Annotated in this window: 19 protein-coding genes; 10 read left to right on the top strand and 9 right to left on the bottom strand. The window is 72.0% G+C overall.

The genetic code is table 11. From position 1 onward, the window contains the following. Positions 1 to 31: 31 nt before the first annotated feature. Positions 32 to 2,392: a GH1 family beta-glucosidase gene (locus tag FH608_RS54140; RefSeq protein ID WP_139630139.1), complete on the bottom strand. Its 2,361-nt coding sequence runs from the start codon at positions 2,390 to 2,392 to the stop codon at positions 32 to 34. 115 nt (positions 2,393 to 2,507) lie between these two features. On the opposite strand from FH608_RS54140, the gene FH608_RS09970 reads away from it, so the two are divergent. The 3 genes from FH608_RS09970 (at position 2,508) to rocD (ending at position 5,126) form a co-directional block, all read left to right on the top strand. After that, entirely contained in the window at positions 2,508 to 2,993 is a 486-nt protein-coding gene (locus FH608_RS09970) for an Lrp/AsnC family transcriptional regulator (RefSeq protein WP_139630138.1), read from the top strand. A gap of 124 nt (positions 2,994 to 3,117) precedes the next feature. Further along, complete coding sequence (gene ddaH / locus FH608_RS09965) at positions 3,118 to 3,915, top strand: dimethylargininase (RefSeq protein ID WP_139630137.1); 798 nt, start codon at positions 3,118 to 3,120, stop codon at positions 3,913 to 3,915. Positions 3,916 to 3,917: 2 nt separating this feature from the next. After that, positions 3,918 to 5,126: an ornithine--oxo-acid transaminase gene (gene rocD, locus FH608_RS09960; RefSeq protein ID WP_139630136.1), complete on the top strand. Its 1,209-nt coding sequence runs from the start codon at positions 3,918 to 3,920 to the stop codon at positions 5,124 to 5,126. A gap of 279 nt (positions 5,127 to 5,405) precedes the next feature. Here the strand turns inward: rocD and FH608_RS09955 are convergent, their stop codons facing one another. From FH608_RS09955 to FH608_RS09940, 4 genes are all read right to left on the bottom strand, one after another. Next, complete coding sequence (locus FH608_RS09955) at positions 5,406 to 6,590, bottom strand: CU044_5270 family protein (protein WP_139630135.1); 1,185 nt, start codon at positions 6,588 to 6,590, stop codon at positions 5,406 to 5,408. A gap of 1 nt (position 6,591) precedes the next feature. Continuing rightward, positions 6,592 to 7,176, bottom strand: coding sequence for an RNA polymerase sigma factor (locus FH608_RS09950; RefSeq protein ID WP_226899239.1), 585 nt, complete (start codon positions 7,174 to 7,176; stop codon positions 6,592 to 6,594). Positions 7,177 to 7,252: 76 nt separating this feature from the next. Next, positions 7,253 to 7,996 (bottom strand): class I SAM-dependent methyltransferase, encoded by a 744-nt coding sequence (locus FH608_RS09945; protein WP_226899238.1) that lies wholly within the window; start codon positions 7,994 to 7,996, stop codon positions 7,253 to 7,255. 5 nt (positions 7,997 to 8,001) lie between these two features. Next, entirely contained in the window at positions 8,002 to 9,552 is a 1,551-nt protein-coding gene (locus FH608_RS09940; RefSeq protein ID WP_226899237.1) for an alkaline phosphatase D family protein, read from the bottom strand. Positions 9,553 to 9,773: 221 nt separating this feature from the next. Between FH608_RS09940 and FH608_RS09935 the strand changes: the two genes are divergently transcribed. Continuing rightward, positions 9,774 to 11,042 (top strand): Glu/Leu/Phe/Val family dehydrogenase, encoded by a 1,269-nt coding sequence (locus FH608_RS09935; RefSeq protein ID WP_139630132.1) that lies wholly within the window; start codon positions 9,774 to 9,776, stop codon positions 11,040 to 11,042. Between the two features lie 45 nt (positions 11,043 to 11,087). Here the strand turns inward: FH608_RS09935 and FH608_RS09930 are convergent, their stop codons facing one another. Further along, entirely contained in the window at positions 11,088 to 12,083 is a 996-nt protein-coding gene (locus tag FH608_RS09930; RefSeq protein WP_139630131.1) for an MBL fold metallo-hydrolase, read from the bottom strand. Positions 12,084 to 12,153: 70 nt separating this feature from the next. On the opposite strand from FH608_RS09930, the gene FH608_RS09925 reads away from it, so the two are divergent. Continuing rightward, positions 12,154 to 12,780 carry a TetR/AcrR family transcriptional regulator gene (locus FH608_RS09925; RefSeq protein WP_193318325.1) on the top strand — a complete coding sequence of 209 codons (627 nt, stop codon included), beginning with the start codon at positions 12,154 to 12,156 and terminating at the stop codon, positions 12,778 to 12,780. A 49-nt stretch (positions 12,781 to 12,829) separates the two neighbouring features. Here the strand turns inward: FH608_RS09925 and FH608_RS09920 are convergent, their stop codons facing one another. After that, the gene (locus tag FH608_RS09920; protein ID WP_139630129.1) at positions 12,830 to 13,276 is read right to left on the bottom strand and encodes a MarR family winged helix-turn-helix transcriptional regulator; all 447 of its coding nucleotides are present in this window, start codon (positions 13,274 to 13,276) and stop codon (positions 12,830 to 12,832) included. Positions 13,277 to 13,325: 49 nt separating this feature from the next. Between FH608_RS09920 and FH608_RS09915 the strand changes: the two genes are divergently transcribed. Genes FH608_RS09915 through FH608_RS09900 form a run of 4 tightly spaced genes read left to right on the top strand, consistent with a single transcriptional unit; the run spans position 13,326 to position 17,714 of the window. Beyond that, positions 13,326 to 14,405, top strand: coding sequence for a substrate-binding domain-containing protein (locus FH608_RS09915; protein WP_226899235.1), 1,080 nt, complete (start codon positions 13,326 to 13,328; stop codon positions 14,403 to 14,405). A gap of 52 nt (positions 14,406 to 14,457) precedes the next feature. Then, positions 14,458 to 15,825: an APC family permease gene (locus FH608_RS09910; protein WP_139630128.1), complete on the top strand. Its 1,368-nt coding sequence runs from the start codon at positions 14,458 to 14,460 to the stop codon at positions 15,823 to 15,825. Between the two features lie 13 nt (positions 15,826 to 15,838). Then, positions 15,839 to 16,843, top strand: coding sequence for an acetamidase/formamidase family protein (locus tag FH608_RS09905; protein ID WP_139630127.1), 1,005 nt, complete (start codon positions 15,839 to 15,841; stop codon positions 16,841 to 16,843). Positions 16,844 to 16,901: 58 nt separating this feature from the next. Continuing rightward, positions 16,902 to 17,714, top strand: a complete 813-nt coding sequence (locus tag FH608_RS09900; protein WP_139630126.1) for a trypsin-like serine peptidase — start codon at positions 16,902 to 16,904, stop codon at positions 17,712 to 17,714. Positions 17,715 to 17,728: 14 nt separating this feature from the next. Here the strand turns inward: FH608_RS09900 and FH608_RS09895 are convergent, their stop codons facing one another. Then, positions 17,729 to 18,640, bottom strand: coding sequence for an NAD-dependent epimerase/dehydratase family protein (locus FH608_RS09895; protein WP_139630125.1), 912 nt, complete (start codon positions 18,638 to 18,640; stop codon positions 17,729 to 17,731). 2 nt (positions 18,641 to 18,642) lie between these two features. Further along, complete coding sequence (locus FH608_RS09890) at positions 18,643 to 18,990, bottom strand: YrdB family protein (protein ID WP_139630124.1); 348 nt, start codon at positions 18,988 to 18,990, stop codon at positions 18,643 to 18,645. A 108-nt stretch (positions 18,991 to 19,098) separates the two neighbouring features. Between FH608_RS09890 and FH608_RS09885 the strand changes: the two genes are divergently transcribed. Continuing rightward, complete coding sequence (locus tag FH608_RS09885; protein WP_139630123.1) at positions 19,099 to 19,797, top strand: TetR/AcrR family transcriptional regulator; 699 nt, start codon at positions 19,099 to 19,101, stop codon at positions 19,795 to 19,797. Positions 19,798 to 19,808 lie beyond the last annotated feature (11 nt).

Here is a 19,808-nt window from a genome sequence, read left to right as displayed (position 1 = left end):
CGTGCGGTGAGGAGCTGCAAGCTCGGTCCCTTCAGGGCCGAGAAGCTGACGTGGAGTCCCTGACCACCAGGCGGGTCGGGAGCACGACGGAGGTGGTGTGGCGGCCCTCCAGGCGGGACAGCAGCAACCGGGCCAGCGCCAGCGCCTGGTCCGCCACCGGGACCCGCACCGTCGTGAGCCCCGGCGTGGTGGCCGAGGCGGCGTCGATGTCGTCGAAGCCCGCGACCGCCACGTCCTCGGGCACCCGCCGCCCCGCCTCGCGCAGCGCGTGCAGCGCCCCGATGGCGAGCTGGTCGCCGGCGGCGAAGACGGCGTCCAGCGACGGGTCGTCGGCGAGGAGCTGCCGGGCCGCCGCGGCGCCGGAGGCGCGGGTGACGTCGGCCAGGGCCAGGAGCGGTCGCAGGCCGGCGCGGTGCAGCGCCGCCCGGTGCCCGGCCAGGCGGTCCTGGACGGCGACCAGGTCCATGGGGCCGCAGATCATGCCGATGCGGCGGCGCCCGCGCGCCAGTAAGTGCTCGGTGGCGGCCGCGGCGCCGCCCGCGTTGTCCACGTCCACGTACGGCACCATCGAGGCGACGGCGGGCTTGCCCAGCAGCACGAGCGGCACGCCGGTGCGGGAGAGCCGCTCGGCGAGCGTGTCGGCCCGGTCGGGCGGCAGCAGCACGACCCCGTCCGCCAGCCGGGCCTCCGCGTGCTGGACGATGCGCCGGTGGCTCTCGGCGGTGTCGGCGAGCATGAGGGTGATCTGCTTGCCGGCGCCTTCGAGCATGCTGGTGACGTACTGCACGACGGCGGCGGTCAGCGCGTCGCCCTGCCGGGGGACGGACAGGACCAGGGCGATGGTGTCGGTGCGCCGCGTGACCAGGCTGCGGGCGGCGGCGTTGGGCACGTACCCGAGCTCCTTGACGGCCCGCAGCACGGACGTGCGGACGTCCGCGCTCACCGACGCTTCGCCGTTGACGACGCGCGAGACCGTGGCGCGGGAGACCCCGGCGCGGGCGGCGACGGTTTCGAGGGTGGGCCGCCTGGGCGGGGTCTCGGTGAGGCCGTTGCGGCGGATGACGTCGCGGTACCACAGCGCGCTGTCCTTCGGCCGCCGCCGCTGTGTGGCGAAGTCGACGTGGACGAGGCCGAACTTGCGCTGGTAGCCGTCGGACCATTCGAGATTGTCGAGCAGGGTCCAGACGAGATATCCGCGCACGCGGGCGCCCTCGCGGACGGCCGAGAGCAGGGCGCGCAGATGGTCCTCGATGAAACTGATGCGCTCCACGTCGTGAATGCCGTCGCCGGTCACCACGTCCACGAAGTCGGCGCCGTTCTCGGTGACCATCAGATCGAGGTCCGGATATTCCTCGGAGAGGCGCCGCAGCACCAGCGTGAGGCCGCCCGGCACGATGGGCCAGCCCATCGCCGTGACCGCCGTCGGAATCGTGCAGAACAGCACGCCGTCGCTGCCGGGAAAGGCCGGGTCGGCGGCCTCGCTGGGCTGGGCCTGCACCACCAGCGGCGTGTAGTAGTTGACGCCGAGCAGGTCCAGGGGCTGGGCGATGGTGTCGAGGTCGCCGTCGCGGACGTGGCCGAGCCCGCCGTGGCGCTCGATGACGGGCAGCAGCTCGGCGGGGTAGGCGCCGCGCAGCATCGGCTCCAGGAACTGCCGGTTGGCCAGCGCGTCGATCCTGCCCACGGCCTCGGCGTCCTCCTCCGACAGCTCCCTGCCGAAGTCGCCGACCTGGGCGGGCGTCATGACCGGCGACAGGTTGAGCACCGCCCCGACCTTCGCGGCCCCCGCCGCGCGCAGCGCCTGGGTGGCCAGCCCGTGCGCGAGCAGCATGTGGTGCGCGCTCCTGAACGCCTCGGCGGCCGACTTGCGGCCCGGCGCGTGGACGCCGGAGCCGTAGCCCAGGAAGGCCGCCACCCACGGCTCGTTGACCGTGAACCACGTGCCGACCCGGTCCCCCAGCCGGTCGTGGACGGCGGCGGCGTAGTCGGCGAAGCGGCGGGCGGTGTCGCGGGACGGCCAGCCGCCGCGCTCCTCCAGCGCCTGCGGCAGGTCCCAGTGGTAGAGGGTCGCGTAAGGCGCGATGCCGGCGGCCAGCAGTTCGTCGACCAGCCGCTCGTAGAAGTCGAGCCCCGCGGGGTTCGGCTTTCCCGAGCCGTCCGGGAAGACGCGCGGCCAGCTCACCGAGAACCGGTAGGCGGCCATTCCGAGCTCCCGCATCAGCCGCACGTCCTCGGAACGGCGGTGGTAATGGTCGCAGGCCTCCGCGCGGTCGGCGGAGAAGACGTCCCAGATGGACGGCCCGCGACCGTCGGCGGACGTGGCCCCCTCGATCTGGAAGGCGGACGTCGACACTCCCCACACGAAACCGTCGGGGAACCTCGGGACCTTCATCTCCGCGCTCATTCCTTGCCCATTCCTGCGAATACCTTGCGATGGCTGCCGGCACGCACAGTCTCCCGCGAGCCGCTCGTCGCGCGCCAGCCTGGCCAGGCGGTATACAGGGCGCGTGGAACTGGACCGGCTCGATCGTGACATCATCGCGGCGCTCGTCGAGGACGCCCGCGCCACCTACGCGGACATCGGCCACCTCGTGGGGCTGAGCGCGTCGGCGGTCAAGCGGCGGGTCGACCGGCTGCGCGACACCGGCGCGATCACCGGGTTCAGCGCGCGGGTGGCGCCGCAGGCGCTCGGCTGGACGACCGAGGCGTACGTCGAGCTGTTCTGCCAGGGCAAGACCAAGCCGTCGGACATCGCGATCGCCGTGGCGAAGTACCCCGAGGTGGTGGGGGCGGCCACGATCACCGGTGAGGCGGACGCACTGCTGCACATCAGGGCCACGGACGTGCGCCACGTGGAGCGGGTGATCGAGCGCATCGCGGCCGAGCCGTTCGTCGTGCGGACCAAGAGCTGCATCGTGCTGTCGCGGCTGGTGGACGCCCCTCCGGGGACCACGGTTCCGCAGCCGCGCAACGAATCGCCTCTCACCGCCTGAGACACGCAACAGACCCGCGCGGACACGCAATGCCGGACGCTTGGCCTGCGTGAACGCGCCTTCTTAGCATGTGTCCGTCCCCATCAATCGGGACATCCACCCATAAACCTCGGCGGAGAACTGCATGCCCAAACACTTCCTCATGTGCCGTCCCGACTACTTCACGGTCGAGTACGCCATCAATCCGTGGATGCACCCCGAGGCCGGCGCCGACCGCGACGTGGCGGTCCGGCAGTGGGAGGGACTGAAGGCGGCGTACGAGGAGCTCGGGCACGAGGTCAGCCTGATCGACCCGATCGAGGGGCTGCCCGACATGGTGTTCGCCGCCAACGGAGCGCTCGTCGTGGGCGGCAGCGTCTACGGTGCCAGGTTCGCCTACCCGCAGCGCGGCCCCGAGGGCCCCGCCTACCTGCGGTGGTTCGCCGAGCGCGGCTACCCGGTCCACGGGCCGCTGCACGTCAACGAGGGCGAGGGTGACTTCCTCACGCTCGACGAGGTCATCCTCGCCGGCACCGGCTTCCGTACCGACCTGACCGCGCACCAGGAGGCGCAGGAGTGGCTGGGCCGCCCGGTGGTCTCCCTGACCCTGGTCGACCCGCGCTTCTACCACCTGGACACGGCGCTGTTCCCGCTCGACGGCCGCAACGTCGCGTACTACCCGGAGGCCTTCTCCGAGGGCAGCAGGAAGGTGCTGCGCGCGATGTTCCCCGACGCGGTGCTCGCGAGCGCCGAGGACGCGGAGGTGCTCGGGCTGAACGCGGTCAGCGACGGCCGGAACGTCATCATCAACGCCGAGGCGTCGAACCTCCAGTTGGAGCTCAAGCGGCGAGGGTACGAGGTCATCCCGGTCGAGTTGTCGGAACTGCGCAAAGCGGGCGGGGGTCCCAAGTGCTGCACACTGGAGATCAGGGGGGAGAACTGACCATGACCACCAGCGCAGAGCTCATCGAGATGAGCGAGCGCCGCAGCGCTCACAACTATCATCCGCTGCCCGTCGTGATCCACGAGGCGCACGGCGCCTGGGTCACCGACGTCGACGGTAAACGTTATCTGGACTGCCTGTCCGGCTACTCCTCGCTCAACTTCGGCCACGGCCACCCGAAGATCATCGAGGCCGCCCGCACCCAGCTGGAGCGCCTGACGCTGACCAGCCGCGCCTTCTACCACGACCAGTTCGCGCAGTTCTGCGCCGGGCTCGGCGACCTCACGGGCAAGGACATGATCCTGCCCATGAACACCGGCGCCGAGGCCGTCGAGACCGCCATCAAGGTGGCCCGCAAGTGGGGCTACGAGGTCAAGGGCGTCGAGCCCGACCAGGCCAACATCATCGTCATGGAGGGCAACTTCCACGGCCGCACCACCACGATCGTGAGCTTCTCCACGGACCCGGAGGCGCACGACAACTACGGCCCGTACACGCCGGGCTTCCGGCTCGTGCCGTACGGGTCCGCCGAGGCGATCAGGCGGGCCGTCGACGCCAACACGGTCGCGGTGCTGGTCGAGCCGATCCAGGGCGAGGCCGGGGTGCTGGTCCCGCCGGACGGGTACCTGAGCGAGATCCGCGAGCTCTGCACCGCCCAGGGCATCCTCATGGTCGCCGACGAGGTGCAGTCGGGGCTGGGGCGCACCGGGCAGACGTTCGCGTGCGACTTCGAGGGCGTCGTGCCCGACATCTACATCCTGGGCAAGGCGCTCGGCGGCGGCGTCGTCCCCGTCTCGGCCATCGCCGCCGACCGCGAGATCCTCGGGGTCGTCCAGCCCGGCCAGCACGGCTCCACGTTCGGCGGCAACCCGCTGGCGTGCGCGGTCGGCATCGCGGTCATCGAGCTGCTCAACACCGGCGAGTTCCAGGCCAGGGCCGCCAAGCTGGGCGAGGTGCTGCACGCCCGGCTGCGCGAGCTGGTCGGCAAGGGAGTGGTCGAGGTGCGCGGGCGCGGCCTGTGGGCGGGCATCGACGTCGACCCGAACCTCGCCACGGGGCGCGAGGTGTCGAAGGCGCTGCTGGCGCGCAGCGTGCTCGCCAAGGACACCCACGGCTCGACGATCCGCCTCGCCCCGCCGATCGTCGTCTCCGAGGAGGACCTCATCTGGGCGGTGTCTCAGCTCGCCGACGCCCTTTACGCCCTTTCCTAGTTTTACGGGGCCGTTTTGCGGCGGTGCCAGGCGCTGTTTACGGCGCTGTCTTTACGGCGCTGTCTTTACGGCGCTGTCTTTACGGCGCTGTCTTTACGGCGCTGTCTTTACGGCGCTGTCTTTACGGCGCTGTCTTTACGGCACTGTCTTTACGGCACTGTCTTTACGGCTCCGCACGGAACGCCCAGCCACCGTACGTGGCTGGGCTCCGTCCAGGGGGACGGTTCTCCAGTTCACCGGCCGGCCGCCGTCACGGCGCCTTCCTGGCCGACTGCATGGTCACTTCCCGGCCGGGGGCGCCTTCGCGGTCGACGGCACCGGTGACGGTCCGTCTCCGGTCGGCGTCGGCATCGGTACCGCCGTGGCCGACCTCCTCGGAGGTGCGGTCGACGGCATCGGTGTCTTCGAGCGCGGTGATGGGACGGGGCTGGCCGAGACCGGAGATGGGCAGGCGGAGGCGGCCTTTCGGGATGCCGGGGCGGCCTTCGGGAGTTCGTCCACCACCGAGGCCTTCAGCTGGGCGGTCAGGGCGAGCACGCTGCCCTTGGGGGCCTTGGCGAGTTTCTCGTCCACGACCGTTTCCCGCTCGCCCAGCAGCAGGTGTGTCGCCGGGTCGAAGACGGCCTGGGCGAGTGTGCCCCGGGGGTCCAGGCGTCCCAGTGCCACGCCCTTGCGGCCCGCCGAGTCCGCCACGCCCTCGGCCACCTGGACGCCGGGGATCGTGCTCGCCGCCTCGAAGAGCGCGTCGCGCTGGGCCTTCGGCAGGTAGGTCTCCCTGACCAGGTCCCTCATGTGGTCGAAGGCGGCCCGGTCGCGGTCGGAGCCCTTGCCGGCGGTCTCGTACAGGCGCGCCCGCATCCCGGCCGCATCCGCCGGCAGCTTGCTCAGGAAGGCGTAGTCCAGGCGGTGCCGGCCGGGGCAGGAGGGCAGGACGTGCCAGTCGGAGCCCGCCCAGTCCTTCGCCGCCTCCGGCAGCGGGCGGCCCGGCCACGGGCTGGGCTCGCGGCCCTCGACGAGCAGCAGCCCGTCGGCGCTGCCGTCCACCGACCGCCAGAGCTTCCTGTGCGTGCGGTAGAGGTGGCGCGACTCCCCCTCGGTCCCTACCGTGAGCGAGCCGTACATCGTGTCCGACTCGATGACGATGAACTGGCCGGGCCGGGGGTCCAGCTCGCCGGTCGAGAGCTCGGCCGACTGGGTCACCGCGGTGGCCGGGCCCGTGGCGCCCTGTCCCTGGTGCGACAGGGCCACGGCCACGCCGCCGACCAGGACGACCGTGGCCCCGAACGCGGCCGCCGCCTGCCAGCCCAGCCGGGGCAGGCGAAAGCTCCGCCCGCCGGCCGCCTCCGCCAGCAGCCGCTCCCGCGCCCTGGCCCGGGCCTGCGCCCCGTAGGGGGGCACGGCGGGCTTGCCGGCGGCGAACACGCGGATCTCGTCGTCCATGCCGGGGTCGTTCGTCTCGGGCATCTCAGCGCTCCTCTGCTGCGAAGGGGTCGGTGCCGCCGAGCGCTCTGCGCATCTTCACGCGCAGCCGGTGGAGCCGGGACCTGACGGTGCCGACGGGCACGCCGAGCGCCAGCGCCGCGTCCTCGTACGTCAGGTCCGCCCAGGCCACGAGCAGCAGCAGGTCGCGCTCGCCCGCGTTGAGCCGGGTCAGCGCCCTGGCCAGCCGGGGCTGGAGCTGCTCGGCGGTGACCCGCTCGGCGCTGCGCTCGTCGAACCCGCCCGGCCGCTCCACGCCCACCCTGGCCATGGCCGCGGTGCGCCGCCGCTCGGCCCTGCGGTGCTGGGCGACGATCCTGGTGGCGATGCCGTATAACCAGGGCCGGGCGTCCGGCCAGGAACGGTCGTAACGCGCCCGCCCCCGGAACGCGACGAGGAACACCTCCCCCGTCACGTCGTCGGCCATCTCCGGCCCGAGGCGCCGGGCCGCGTACCGGTGGATCTCGTCGGCATGCCGGTCGAACAGCGCCGCGAAGCTCTCGGGAGAGCCGAGCGACTGCCCGATCAGGGTCGAGTCATCCAGCGTCTCAGGCGCATCCTGAACACCCACCACTCTTCCGGTCCTCTCTCATGCGGTCACCCTGTTCTTGGCCGCACTCAGGAGCCCGGTTCCCACTGTTTCGCCGTTACGGGAGCCGCCACATCTCCATGCCCTCCGGTGCCGCGTCGCGGTCGAACCCGGCCGCCCGCAGCTCCGCGGCCAGCCGCTCCCCGGCGGGCCAGTGGTTCGTGACGACGACCTCGTCCTCGCTGATCGCCACGCCGCGCTGCCTGATCCGGTAGACGAAGCGGGAGGTGACGCTCTCGCCCGCGGCCTCCAGCACCTGCCCCGCGACCTCGTACGCGTGCCTGCCGACCGCGTACGAGCCCATGACCTCGAGGTCGCCCGGCACGGGCAGGGCCCGCTCGCGCCAGTTGAACACCAGCCGCCCGCCCGGCTGCAGCTGCCTGGCCAGCACCCGCCACAGCTCGGCCCGCTGCTCCGCCGGGAAGCTCTGCAGCACCGAGATCATCACGATCGCCTCGACCGGCTCGTCCACCTCCACGTCCAGCGCCCCGCACGGCAGCACCGTCACGCGGCCGAGCAGCCGTGGATCCTCCGCCAGCCGGTTGACCAGGACGGAGCGCATGCCGAGCGACGGCTCGACGGCGTAGATCCGCGCCGGCGTCTCCTGGGCGATCACCCGCGTGATCAGGCCGGTGCCCGCGCCGATCTCGATGACGCTCCGCTCCACGCCCTTCAGCAGCGGGGGCAGCAGCTCGCGGACCAGCGGCACGTGCCCGTCCTCGTGCCACAGGTCGTAGAAGGGCACGGCGACGGCGTAGTCATCCTTGATGTGGTCATCCTTGACGTGGTCATGCTCAATCACGCGCATCAGCGTAGGCGGGCTGAGTCGATCGGGCGCACGCCGTCGCCGTCGGACTCGTACCAGGTGACCTCGTCGGGGAGGGTCAGCGTGGCCACCGCGTTCTGGAACCACGGCCCCCGGGTGACCCGCCACCTGAACGGCGGCCGCGGGATGCCCGCCAGCCGGGCCAGCAGCCCGCCCACCAGCGTGGCGACGCGGAACTGGGTGAACACGTTGGCCCAGCGCAGCAGGCGGCTGAGCGGGTTGCGGATCGGCGAGCAGACGATCTGGAAGACCGGTCCGGTGCGGGCTCTGGCCAGGTAGGAGAAGTGCACGTCGCCCGAGAGGATCAGCACCGGCTTGCCGAGCCTCATCAGCAGCCCGGCCAGGTCGTCGAACGAGCGCCGGAACGCCGCCCAGTGCTCCAGGTCGATGGCCTGCCTGAGCTTCTCCGACCACCGCCGCGCGAGCCCGCCCCAGCGGCCGTCGCACAGGGCCTCGTTCCAGTTCTGGACGGCGTGCACGCCCTCGGGGAGCAGGAACGGGATCGACGAGCCGATGACCAGCCGCTCGGCCGGGGCGGCGACCTGCTCCTCCAGCCAGGCCCACTCCTCCGCGTCGAGCATGCGGCGGTCGCCCGGGGTGAGCTGCCTGGCGCACCGGGTGTCGACCATGATCAGGCGGGTCGATCCGAGGTCGCGGGCGTAGCTCCAGCGGTTGCTGCTCGGCTCGGCGTCCGCCTTCTCGGCGAACGCGTCGAGCGCCGCGCCCCCGTCGCCGCCCTCCATCAGCTCGCGCAGCAGCGGGTCCTCCGCGCGCTCGGCCGGCGAGAGGTTGCCGAGGTGCTGGTAGACCCAGTACGACCCGAGCCCCGCCACCACCCTGCGCTGCCACCAGGGCGTCGCGGCCATCTGCTCGCGCCAGGGCTGCGAGGTGTTCCAGTCGTCGCGCACGTCGTGGTCGTCGAAGATCATCGCGGTCGGCACGGTGGACAGCAGCCACCGGATCTTCGGGTCGGTCCACGCCTGGCGGTAGAGCTCGGCGTACTCCTCGTAGTCGGCGATCTCCTTCTGCGGCTCCGTGCTCCTGCGGGATCTGATGAACTCCAGCATCTCGGGCGCGGGGTTGTCGGCGTAGACCTGGTCGCCGATGAGCAGCAGCAGGTCGGGCCACTCGGCGTCCTCGGCCGCCCCGAGGTGGTCGCCGTACGAGCGCAGCACGTCGGCGCCGTGGGTGAGCACGTGCGCCGCGTCGTGCGGCACGTTGGCGCGGCAGGAGCCGAAGGCCAGCCTGCGCGCCCCGGCGGCGGGCAGCAGCCGGATCCGGCTCGGCGGGCGACCCGCCAGGGGCCATACCTGCTCCTCGTCGAGGCGGACGGAGTAGGAACCGATATCCTGTGAGAGCTCAACGAGATCCACGATCGCGTAGTGGTGACCGTGCACGGTGAACGTAGGCGACCGGTAAGACCTGCCGTCCGCCTCGACGGTGACCGTGCAGGGCTCGCCGGTCTCCACCCAGATCGAGGCGCTGACGGAGTCGACGTACCGCAGCATCGGCCCCATCACGAGTGCGGGCATCTCACTCCCCGAGATTTTCATGATTCGGCACGTTCTCGTGACTCAACCCTGCCAGAGTGGCACGGTCCACGGCACGTCGATCTACGGCCTGGATTTCACCAACCAACTAGGCAAGGTCAAACACCCCCACCTAGGATGATCGTGATGAGAACGCCCATAACGGGAAGGCAATGGCGCTTTCCCTGCAAACTAGGGCGTAGGTAACAGGAGGACTCGCTTCCATGAGCATCATGGTGCCGTCAAAGACGCCGGCGCTGATCACCCCGGGCCGCCGGGCTCTCGACTCCGCTCTCCACCAGCTGGCCCGCGCCGTCCAGCAGCTCGGGCTCGACGACGAGACCCACACGATGCTGGCCACGCCCCGCCGCTCCATGGCCGTCGCGGTCCCGGTGCGGCGCGAGGACGGCCGCGTCCAGGTGGTCCAGGGGTTCCGCGTCCAGCACAACGTCTCCCGCGGCCCCGCCAAGGGCGGGCTCCGCTACCATCCCGGCACCGACCTGAACGAGGTCACCGCCCTCGCGATGGGGATGACGTGGAAGTGCGCGCTGGCCGGCATCCCGTACGGCGGCGCCATGGGCGGCGTGGCCGTGGACCCGGCCGGGCTGACCGGCCGCGAGCTGGAGCGGCTGACCCGCCGCTACGCCGGGGAGATCCTGCCGCTGGCGGGGCCGGAGAAGGAGGTCCCGGTGCCCGACGCCGGGACGGACGAGCGGACCATGTCCTGGATCCGCGACGCCTACCACCTCGACGGCCCCGACATGGGCCGCCTGAACCGGGACCACCGCGACTCCGGCTACTGGTCGCGGGGCGAGAGCGTCATGACGCTCGACGACGCGACCGCCCGGGGCGCGCGGATCGCCGCGCTGTCGGCGCTGGGCGGCTCGCCCAGGGGCCTGACCGTGGCCGTCCAGGGCTTCGGCAAGGTGGGCGCGTGGGTCGCGCACTACCTCGCGGAGGCGGGCGCCGAGGTGGTGGCCGTCTCCGACACCTCGGGCGCCGTGCACGCGCCCGGCGGCCTCGACGTGGCCGCCCTGCGCGCCTGGAAGGCCGAGGCCGGGAGCGTGTCCGGCTGTCCCGGCGCGACGGCGCTGGGCCGCGACGCCCTCCTGGAGCTGGACGTGGACATCCTCGTCCTGGCCGCGCTCGAAGGCGCGATCACCGAGGCCGACGCGCCCCGGGTGCGCGCCCGCCTGATCGTGGAGGCCGCCAACGGCCCGACGACGCCGGAGGCCGACGAGATCCTCGCCGCGAACGGCGCCACGGTCGTGCCCGACATCCTGGCCGGCGCGGGCGGGGTGATCGTGTCGCACCTGGAGTGGGTGCGCGACGCCCAGTCCGGCTCGTGGAGCGGCGCGGAGTTCGACGCCCGGCTCCACGACCGCATGCACGAGGCGTACGTCGAGGTGCGCTCGCTCGCCACCGCCCAGGGCCTCACCCTGCGCGAGGCCGCCCACGCCGTCGCCGTCGGCCGCGTCGCCTCCGAGCACTGACCCGCGCACCCGCCGTCCCGTCCCCCGGTGCGGGGACGGGACGGGCTAGCGCGCCTCGTAGAGGCGGTAGGTGGCCAGGATGTTGAGCCGGTGCATGTCCCGGCAGAGCGCCAGCATGCCCTGCCGGGCCAGGTCCTGCGGCACCGCGTAACCGGCCATGGCCGCCTCCAGGCGCGGGTCCAGGGCCTCGGCCCACGGGTCGGTGCAGGCCGCGAACGTCTCCTCCAGGGAGCGCCCGGCCTCGACGCAGCCCAGCACCTCCTCGTGCAGCCGCTCCAGGTAGCCGATGAGCGCGGCCAGCGCCGCGGGCCCGTCGCCCATCGGGCCGTGGCCGGGGACGATCGTCTCCAGCTCCGGCAGCGCCTCGCGCATCCTGCGCAGCGACCTGATGTAGGGCTCGGGCCCGCCCTGGAGCAGCATGTGGGACGTGCCCGCGTGGCACAGGAAGTTGCCGGTCCAGGCGGTGCGGGTGCCGGGGACGTACACCACCGTGTCGCCGGGGCCGTTGCCGGGCCCGAAGTGGTGCAGCTGGACCACGCGGCCGCCGAGGTCGATCTCGGCGTACGAGTCGAACACGAGGTCCGGCAGGCGCCATGTGGTGACCGCGTCGAGCAGGGCGCCGTCGCCGTACATGTTTCCCGTTCTGGTCTGCTTCTCGTAAGCCAGGTCGGTCATGTTGTCCCGGTTCGCCCGCGACGAGACCACGACCACCTCGCGGGGGAACGCGGCGTTCCCGAAGGTGTGGTCGCCGTGGTAGGTCGTGTTGACCAGGTAGCGGAGGGGCCGGTCGGTGAGCTCGGCGGCGAGCGCCTGGATCTTCTCCGAGACCGAGGGCGTTATCCCGGCGTCGATCACCAGCGCCGCGTCGCTCCCGGCCACCACCCCGTTGTTGTCCTTCGGCGGGAGGGTGGCCATCAGCGCGTGGACGCCCTCGGCGAACGTGTGGGGCGCCAGCTCCAGGCCGACCGGCGACAGGTTGGGGCCACCGTAACCGTCGGGGCGCTCGGCGATCTCCCGGTCGGGAATCCGTGATGTGAACATTCCCGCTCCCTTCTCTCTCCTCTAAACTAATCGAACGAGCGATTATTTTTCAAGGTGATTGGATGTCCCCGTGAGCAACGTGACCAGCCGCCGCAGGCCGGGCCGCCCTTCCAAGGCCGAGGCCGGCGACACCAAGGCCGCACTCCTGGACGCCGCGCTGCGCCTGTTCGCGCAGAAGGGGTACGCCGGCACCTCGATCAGGGCCATCGCCAGGGAGGTGGGGCTGAGCGAGAGCGTCCTCTACGCCCACTTCGCCGGCAAGCAGGCGATCTACGACGCCGCCATGGCCCTGGCCGGCCCCCAGGCCGCCGGGGTGGCCATCGAGCACGCCCCGGAGGACCCGGCGGCGTTCGTCGAGTCGTTCGCCGCCCAGGTGCTGGCCGCCTGGGACACCCCGCAGTCCCGGCAGGTCATGAGCCTGGTCTCGCGCGACGGCCTGATCCACGACGACGTGCTGAACGCGGGCATCGAGGACGCGCTGGAGCGCCTGGCGGAGGTGTTCGGGAGGTGGCTGTCGGAGGGGCGGATCCGTACGGACCTGGGCGGTCCCGGCGAGCTCGCCTACGCGCTCCTGGCGCCGATCGCGCACGCCCGCATGCTGTGGCTGCACGGCACCGCCACGGAGGAGCAGCGCCGGCGCGCCCGCGACCGCATCGAGGCGCACGCCGCCCTGTTCGCCAGGGCACTCACCCCCTGACGGATGGCGCTCATCTCCCTCGTCACTGCGCTCATCCCCATCGTCACTGTCAGACGCGCAGCTCGGCGCCGTCCAGGGCCGCCGCCAGGCCCTCCAGGTCGCGCATGAGCTGCTCCGTGCGCTCGCGCCCGAACGCCACCGCGATCAGCCCGTGGTGCTCGGCGACCGCCCCGTCCACCCGGTCGAGCAGCTCGGCCCCCCGGTCGGAGACGAACACCGCCACCCGGCGCCGGTCGCCCTTCGACGGTCCGCGGTAGACCAGCGCGCGGTCGATGAGCCGGTCGACCGCCTTGGTCAGCGTCGGGTGCGGCATCAGCACCGCCTCGGCCAGCTCGCCCATCGAGTCGCCCCGCCCGTCGGCCAGCGCCCGCAGGATGCGCCACTGCTCCACCGTGACGTCCTCCCCGGCCAGCACCGCGGCCAGCGCCCTGTTGGCGCTGCGCTCGGCGCGGCTGAGGAGGTAGGCGAGTGAGGACCCGAGCCCAGAGGTCGTCATCGAGATCGATCCTTTCGTCGGGGAGCTAGAAGGGAGGATACTCGTCGGCGTGGCGGCGACCGTGGATCCGCTGGAAGCGCGGCTCATACCGTCGGAGTCGACCAGGATCGGACTGGTCGTGCCCGTGTCGGGGGTGCTCGGCCTGATGGGCCCGTGCGCGATCAACTGCGCCGTGCTGGCCGCCGACGAGCTCAACGCGCGGGCCGGCGTGCTGGGCCGGCCGGTGGAGCTGGTCCTGGTGGACGGCGGCCGGCCGGCGCGCCGGGTGGCGGCCGAGGTGGCCGAGCTGGTCGGATCGGGCACGGTGCAGGCCGTCGCGGGCTCCCACGCCAGCGACGTGCGGGTGGAGATCGTGTCGGCGATCGCGGGGCGGGTGCCGTTCGCGTACGCGCCGCCGTACGAGGGCGGTGGCCACGCGCCGGGCGTCTACTTCCTCGGCGAGACGCCCGGCAGGCAGCTGGCGCCGGGCATCGAGTGGCTGGTGGACACCCGCAGGGCGCGCCGCTGGTTCCTGGTGGGCAACGACTACATCTGGCCGCGCCTGGTGCACGCCAGCGCGCGCAGGCGGCTGCGCGCCCGCGGCGCGCAGGTGGTGGGCGAGAGCTTCGTCCGCTACGGCGAGGCCACGCGCCTGCTGGACCGGGTGGCCGACACCAGGCCGGACGCCATCCTGCTGACGTTGATCGGCAGTGACCTGATGGCGTTCAACCGGGCGTACGCCGCCGCCGGGCTGGGCGCGGCGCGGCTGTGCGGCGCGCTGGAGGAGCACGGCCTGCTGGGCATCGGCGGCGACGGCACCGGCGAGCTGTACGCCTCCATGGGCTACTTCCGCGATCTGACGACCGACGCCGGTCTCGACTTCGCCGAGCGGTACGCCGCCAGGTTCGGCCGGGACGCCCCGATGCTGAACGCCCACGGCCACGGCTGCTACGAGGCCGTCGCCATGCTGGCGGCCCTGGCCGAGCGGGCGGGGACGCTGGCCGTGCCCGCCCTCGACGCGGTCGCCGACGGCACCACGGTCGCCAGCGCCCGCGGCACGATCACCCTGCGCGGCCGCCAGGTACGCCACCCGGTGCACCTCGGCAGGGCGGACGGCCTCGATTTCTTTCTAGAGAAACCTTTTCTATAGAAAGCTTTCGCTCTAAGGTGCGATACGCCCCCCACGCAGCTAGGAGCCGTCCATGAGCACAATCGAGCAGTTCGGCTACCGTCAGGAGCTCCGGCGCTCCCTGGGCTTCGCCGATCTGATGATCTACGGCCTGATCTTCATGGTGCCGATCGCGCCGTTCGGCATCTTCGGCCACGTCTTCGCGGTGTCCCACGGCATGGTCGCGCTCGCGTACGTCATCGGCCTAGTGGCGATGGCCTTCACGGCGCTGTCGTACGCGCAGATGGCCCGCGCGTTCCCCATGGCCGGCTCGGTCTACACGTACGCGGGGCGCGGCATCGCCGCCCCCGTCGGGTTCATGGCCGGATGGGCGATCCTGCTCGACTACGTGCTCGTGCCGTCGCTGCTCTACCTGGTCGCGAGCACCGCCATGAACTCGTTCGTGCCGGCGATCCCCGTCTGGGCGTGGCTGGTCGCGTTCGTGGCGCTCAACACCGTCGTCAACTACCTCGGGATCCAGATGACCGCGAGGATCACCCGGGTCATGCTGGTCGCCGAGCTCGCCGTGCTGGCGATCTTCCTGGTGGCCGGCGGCGTCGCGCTGGCCCAGGGCAAGGCGCAGACGGGCGCGCTGACGCCGATCTTCGAGTCCGGCGGGTTCAGCTGGAGCGTGGTGCTGGCCGCCGCGTCGGTGGCGGTGCTGTCGTTCCTCGGCTTCGACGGCATCTCCACGCTGGCGGAGGAGAACCGCGAGGACGCCCGCCGGCTCGGGCGCTCCATGGTGGCCGCGCTGGGCCTGGCCGCCGTGCTGTTCGTCACGCAGACGTGGGTCGCCGCGCTGCTCACCCCCGACCGCGACGCCCTCATCGCCAACGACGACGCGGCCGGCAACGCGTTCTACACCACCGCCGAGTTCGCCGGCGGGCACTGGCTGTCGGTGCTCACCGCCGTGGCCACCGCCATCGCGTGGGGCTTCGCCAACTCGCTGGTCGCGCAGGCGGCCACCTCGCGCCTGCTGTTCGCGATGGGACGGGACCGGCAGCTGCCCTCGTTCCTCGCCAAGGTGGACCCGAAGCACCGGGTGCCGGTCAACGCGACCCTGGTGGTGGCCGCCCTCTCGCTGGTCATCGGCGTCTACATGAGCACCAGGACCGCGGGCATCGGCGAGCTGACCTCGCTGGTCAACTTCGGGGCGATGGTCGCCTTCCTGCTGCTGCACGTCGCGGTCGTCGTGCACTTCGTCGTCAGGCGGCGCAGCCGCAACTGGCTCGCACACCTGGCCGCACCCGTGATCGGCTTCGCCGTCCTGGTGGCCGTCGTCCTCAACCAGAGCGTCTACGCCCAGTGGGTGGGCGGCGTCTGGCTGGTCGTCGGCCTCGCCGTCCTCGGCGTCACGTACGCCACCGGCCGCCGCCCCGCACTCCCGTCGGAGGTCTCATGAACTCGGAGGTTTCATGAACGTCGTGTCCTACCATCCCTCGCCGGAGGAGCTGAGCTACACCTTCGGGGGCCGCCCGGCCGTCGGCAAGGTACGCCCCGGCACGATCCTGGAGCTGTACACCGAGGACTGCTTCGGCGGCCTCGTCCGGAGCATCGACGACCTGCCGTCGCGGGTGTGCGAGTTCCCCTACCTGAACCCCGTGACCGGCCCCTTCCACGTCGAGGGCGCCGAGCCGGGCGACACGCTGGCCCTGCACTTCATCACGATCACACCGGCCAGGGACTGGGCGGTGTCCACGACGTTCCCCCACTTCGGCGCGCTGACCGGCACCCACACGACGGCCATGCTGCAGCCGCCGCTGGAGGAGCGGGTCTGGCGCTACGACATCGACCTCGACAAGGGCGTGGCCGTCTACCACGCCCGCAGGAGCGACTTCAGCGTGGCACTGCCGATCGACCCGATGCACGGCACGGTCGGCGTGGCCCCCGCCGCGAACGAGGCCCGCATGACCATCACCCCCGACGCCCACGGCGGCAACATGGACACGCCGGAGCTGCGCGCGGGCGTCACCGTCTACCTGGGGGTCAACGTCGAGGGCGGGATGTTCTCGATCGGCGACGGCCACGCGCTGCAGGGGCACGGCGAGGTCTGCGGCACCGCGGTGGAGTCGGCCATGCGGACCGTGGTCGCGGTTGAGCTGCTCAAGGGCGTGGCGACGCCGTGGCCGCGGCTGGAGGACGACCTGCACGTGATGTCCACGGGGTCGGCCAGGCCGCTGGAGGACGCGTACCGGATCAGCCAGCACGACCTGGTCACCTGGACGTCGGAGCTGACCGGGCTGGACACGCTGGACGCCTATCAGCTCGTCAGCCAGGCCGGGCAGGCGCCGGTCGGGAACGTGTGCGACAGCAACTACACGATGGTCGCGAAGCTGCCCAAGGCCTACCTCGGGAACACCACCGTCTACGACTCGGTGCACGATCGGCTGCGGACCCTGGGTTTCTCGTACGCAACCTAGGGGTAAAACTTAATGTCGCAGGTCAAGCCTCTGATCATCTTCGCCCTAAGGTGGGAGGGTGCTCAGGCTGGTATTGTCCCTGCTCCTGCTCGATCCGTCCGCCGTTCCCGAGATGCCCTACCACGGCGTGCCCGTTCGCCGGGTCCTCACCCCCGACGGCGACCGCCTGGGCTACGCGCCCGTCCCGCGCCCCTACACGGGGTCGCGCCGGCTCACCGGGGTGCTGCTCGGCCTCGACCCCGTGACGGGGCGCAACGTGCTGTGCGGCGGCACGGTGATCAACTCGCGTAGCCGGAGCCTGGTGGTGACGGCGGCGCACTGCCTGTTCCACGACGGGCGGGCGGTCAAGCAGCTGGCCTTCCTGCCCGGCTACGACCGGCGGCCCCGCATGGGGATCTGGCCGGCCGTGCGCACGTGGGTGCCCGCGCGGTGGCGCAACCAGCCGTACTCCGCCGATCTGCTGCCGTACGACATCGGCCTGGTGGGGGTGGCGCGCCGCGACCGCCCGCTGGAGGCCGTGACCGGACGGGGACTGTCGCGCCTGCCCACCGGCCGCGGCACGGAGCTGCGCGGGCTGGAACTGCTCGGCTACCCGGGGGGCAAGGGCTATCCGGGGATGCGGATGTACCGGTGCGTGGGCGACGCGGTGGAGGCGCTGTCCAAGGGGCCCGGCCTCATGGTCACGCACAACTGCCACGCCGCCGCCGGGGGCAGCGGCGGCCCCGCGCTGTACGGCGGCGCGGTGGCCGGCGTCGTGTCGTCGTCCAGTCCGCTGCGCGACGACAAGGGCTACACCGTGCTCACCCGGCTGAGCGACAGCACGTTCGAGCGGATGTTCGCCAGGGCCGACAAGGCGATGCGGCCCAGTTGACCCATCCTGCTGACTCACCCTTCGAGCGTGGCCTTGAGCGCCTGTTCGATCGGGGTGGGCTCGACGCCGAACGTGCGCTGGAAGGCGGAGGAGTCGAGCACGTACGGCGCGGTGAACTGGTAGCGGACGTGCTTGAGCTCGCCGAGCATGGGCGAGAACAGGCCGGCCGCCCTGACCAGCGCCCACGGGATCTGCGCCACCTTCGGCGCGGGCAGGCCGAGCTGCGCGGCCATGCGCTCGCCCAGCTGCCGGAAGCTCAGCGGCTCGGCGGTGGGCACGTGCCAGGGCCGCCCCCAGGCCCGCTCGTCGCCGCCGGCCACGATGAGCGCGTCGGCCACGTCCGGCAGGTACGTCCAGCTGTGCGGCACGTCCACCGGGTAGGGCACCTGGATCGTCTTGCCCGCCCTGAGCGGCACGAGGAACCGGTCCCCCAGGTAGCCCTGGTCGGTGCCGCCGGGGCCGAAGTAGTCGGAGCCCCGCACCTCGGTCGTCCTGATCCGGCCCGCCTCGTGCGCGGCCAGCGCGTCGTGCCACATCCTCGCCCGCACCTGCGCCTTGGCGCTGGTGGAGGAGAGCGGCAGGTCCTCGGTCATGGGGCCGGTGACCGGCCCGTACGGGTAGAGGTTGCCGAGCATCACGTACACCGCGCCGCTCGCCTCGGCGGCGGCCAGGAACGACCCGGCCATCGGCGGCCAGTCGGTGAGCCAGCGGTGGTACTGCGGGTTGACGCAGTTGTAGAGGGCGTCGGCGCCCCTGGTCAGCTCGATGAGCCTGGCCTTGTCGGCGACGTCGGCGGCCACCCGGGTGGTGCCCGCCGGGCCGCTGCCCGAGCGGGTCACGACGGTGACCTCGTGTCCCTGCGCGGCGAGCTTCCTCGCCAGATGCGTACCGACCTGGCCGGAGCCCACGACGACGTGCTTACCCATGATCAGACCTGCTTCCAGACGATGCGGAGCACCGCGTTGACGACGAACAGTGCGAAGAAGACGGCGGCGGGGGTGACCAGGCCGGCGGCGTAGAGCGCGACGGCGCCGCCGCCGAACCAGGCGATCTCCAGCGCGGCGCGCGCCAGGCCGGTGAGGGGGAAGGTGGCGTTCGCGCCGCCGCCCGCGCCGAACAGCGCCCACACGGCGATGAACAGCGCCGGGCCGCCCAGCCCGGCCACCAGCTTGACCACCCATGGCCCGCTCACCGTGAAGCCCCAGTAGCCCACCGAGGCCAGCACGCCGAGCTCCAGGAGGAACATCAGAAGGGCGTTGGCGTGTTTGGCGATCATCAGGGCCTCCGTCTCGTTCGCTTACGAGAGCAATGCTCTCTCAACGGAGCACCGTTCGTCAAGAGCAGTGCTCTCGTTTTTTGGCACCGCTCTGGTAGTGTGCTGTCCATGACAGCCAGCCGTACCGCCAGAGAACGTGTCAGGGCCGAGCTCACCCGGGAGATCACCGACATCGCGCGCCGCCAGCTCGCCACCGAGGGCGCCGGCGGCCTGTCGCTCAGGGCCGTCGCGCGGGAGATGGGCATGGTCTCCTCGGCCATCTACCGCTATTTCCCGAGCCGCGACGACCTGCTGACCACGCTGATCATCGACGGCTACAACGCGGTCGGCGAGGCCGTGGAGCAGGCCGACGCCGGGTGCGCGCGTGACGACTTCAGCGGCCGCTACATGGCGGTGTGTCACGCGGTGCGCGACTGGGCGGTGGCGCACCCCCACGAGTACGCGCTGCTCTACGGCTCCCCCGTGCCCGGCTACCAGGCGCCGGAGGACACGATCGTGGCCAGGTCCCGCGACGTCACCGTGCTCGGCCGGATCGTCTCCGACGCCTGGCGGGCGGGCGCGGTCCCGGCGCCCGCGGAGGAGGAGGTGCCGGCGGAGCTGGCGGACGAGGCGGCCTCCGTCAAGGGGCTCATGCCCGGGGTGCCCACCGGCGTGGTCTGGCGCGCCGTCTCGGCTTGGACCGCGATGTACGGGTGGATCAGCTTCGAGGTGTTCGGCCAGTTCAACAACACGATCGAGCACAGGCGGGCGGCGTTCGCGCACACGATGCGCCTGGCCGCCGCGACGGTCGGCCTCAGCTCGGCTTGAGGTGCGACCCC

The organism is Nonomuraea phyllanthi (assembly GCF_006334985.2).
Classification (GTDB): domain Bacteria; phylum Actinomycetota; class Actinomycetes; order Streptosporangiales; family Streptosporangiaceae; genus Nonomuraea; species Nonomuraea phyllanthi.
Note: the sequence above shows the minus strand (reverse complement) of the source record. Positions and strands in the feature narration are given on the sequence as shown.

Bases quoted from the DNA above. Each gene is read 5' to 3' on its own strand.
- FH608_RS54140 (WP_139630139.1), bottom strand. From the start codon at position 2,392: ATGAAGGTCCCGAGGTTCCCCGACGGTTTCGTGTGGGGAGTGTCGACG.
- ddaH (WP_139630137.1), top strand. From the start codon at position 3,118: ATGCCCAAACACTTCCTCATGTGCCGTCCCGACTACTTCACGGTCGAG.
- rocD (WP_139630136.1), top strand. From the start codon at position 3,918: ATGACCACCAGCGCAGAGCTCATCGAGATGAGCGAGCGCCGCAGCGCT.
- FH608_RS09955 (WP_139630135.1), bottom strand. From the start codon at position 6,590: ATGCCCGAGACGAACGACCCCGGCATGGACGACGAGATCCGCGTGTTC.
- FH608_RS09940 (WP_226899237.1), bottom strand. From the start codon at position 9,552: ATGCCCGCACTCGTGATGGGGCCGATGCTGCGGTACGTCGACTCCGTC.
- FH608_RS09935 (WP_139630132.1), top strand. From the start codon at position 9,774: ATGAGCATCATGGTGCCGTCAAAGACGCCGGCGCTGATCACCCCGGGC.
- FH608_RS09930 (WP_139630131.1), bottom strand. From the start codon at position 12,083: ATGTTCACATCACGGATTCCCGACCGGGAGATCGCCGAGCGCCCCGAC.
- FH608_RS09920 (WP_139630129.1), bottom strand. From the start codon at position 13,276: ATGACGACCTCTGGGCTCGGGTCCTCACTCGCCTACCTCCTCAGCCGC.
- FH608_RS09910 (WP_139630128.1), top strand. From the start codon at position 14,458: ATGAGCACAATCGAGCAGTTCGGCTACCGTCAGGAGCTCCGGCGCTCC.
- FH608_RS09905 (WP_139630127.1), top strand. From the start codon at position 15,839: ATGAACGTCGTGTCCTACCATCCCTCGCCGGAGGAGCTGAGCTACACC.
- FH608_RS09895 (WP_139630125.1), bottom strand. From the start codon at position 18,640: ATGGGTAAGCACGTCGTCGTGGGCTCCGGCCAGGTCGGTACGCATCTG.
- FH608_RS09890 (WP_139630124.1), bottom strand. From the start codon at position 18,990: ATGATCGCCAAACACGCCAACGCCCTTCTGATGTTCCTCCTGGAGCTC.
- FH608_RS09885 (WP_139630123.1), top strand. From the start codon at position 19,099: ATGACAGCCAGCCGTACCGCCAGAGAACGTGTCAGGGCCGAGCTCACC.